At 30.5% G+C, this 463-nt stretch carries 1 pseudogene; it reads left to right on the forward strand.

The features are described 5' to 3' along the window. Positions 1 to 121 precede the first annotated feature (121 nt). Positions 122 to 281: pseudogene (locus CW357_RS18990) on the forward strand (DUF4274 domain-containing protein); the annotation flags it as partial. Between the last annotated feature and the right edge of the window lie 182 nt (positions 282 to 463).

The raw sequence follows: 463 nt of genomic DNA on the forward strand, positions 1-463 counted from the left end.
CCTGTAAATTAGCAGTCGATCGTTTGAATGCGAAATTAAATGAACAAAACACAGCTGCATAATTAAAAAATGAAAATCGACATAAAGGAGTAGTCTAAACTCTGAAAAAAATCGATTTATGAAATTGATTCACTTAAAGTTTAAATATCAGAATATTTCCTTCGACCCTGAGTTAACAAAAATTCAAAAGTATAAATTGAAAAAGAAAGAATAATCCAAGCATTCCTGATATTCTCATTAGTAAATCACCAGGTGAAGTGTTTGATGTTTCTAAAATATAATGTGTTTAAATTTGAGTGGCTATATGCCTTATTGGTGGAAAATACTTGGATAATTCTACAGTTAGCTAGATCAAATGAAGTTAGTAAACCATATATATTAATTTCAGGTATTTAGTTCCGATAAGTAATCCGCTTCCTGAGGCAGTTTATCCGCTCCAAAACAAATTGTATTCGCTCTCTCA

Origin of the sequence: Rummeliibacillus sp. TYF005 (assembly GCF_003844195.1) — a bacterium.
Lineage (GTDB): Bacteria > Bacillota > Bacilli > Bacillales_A > Planococcaceae > Rummeliibacillus.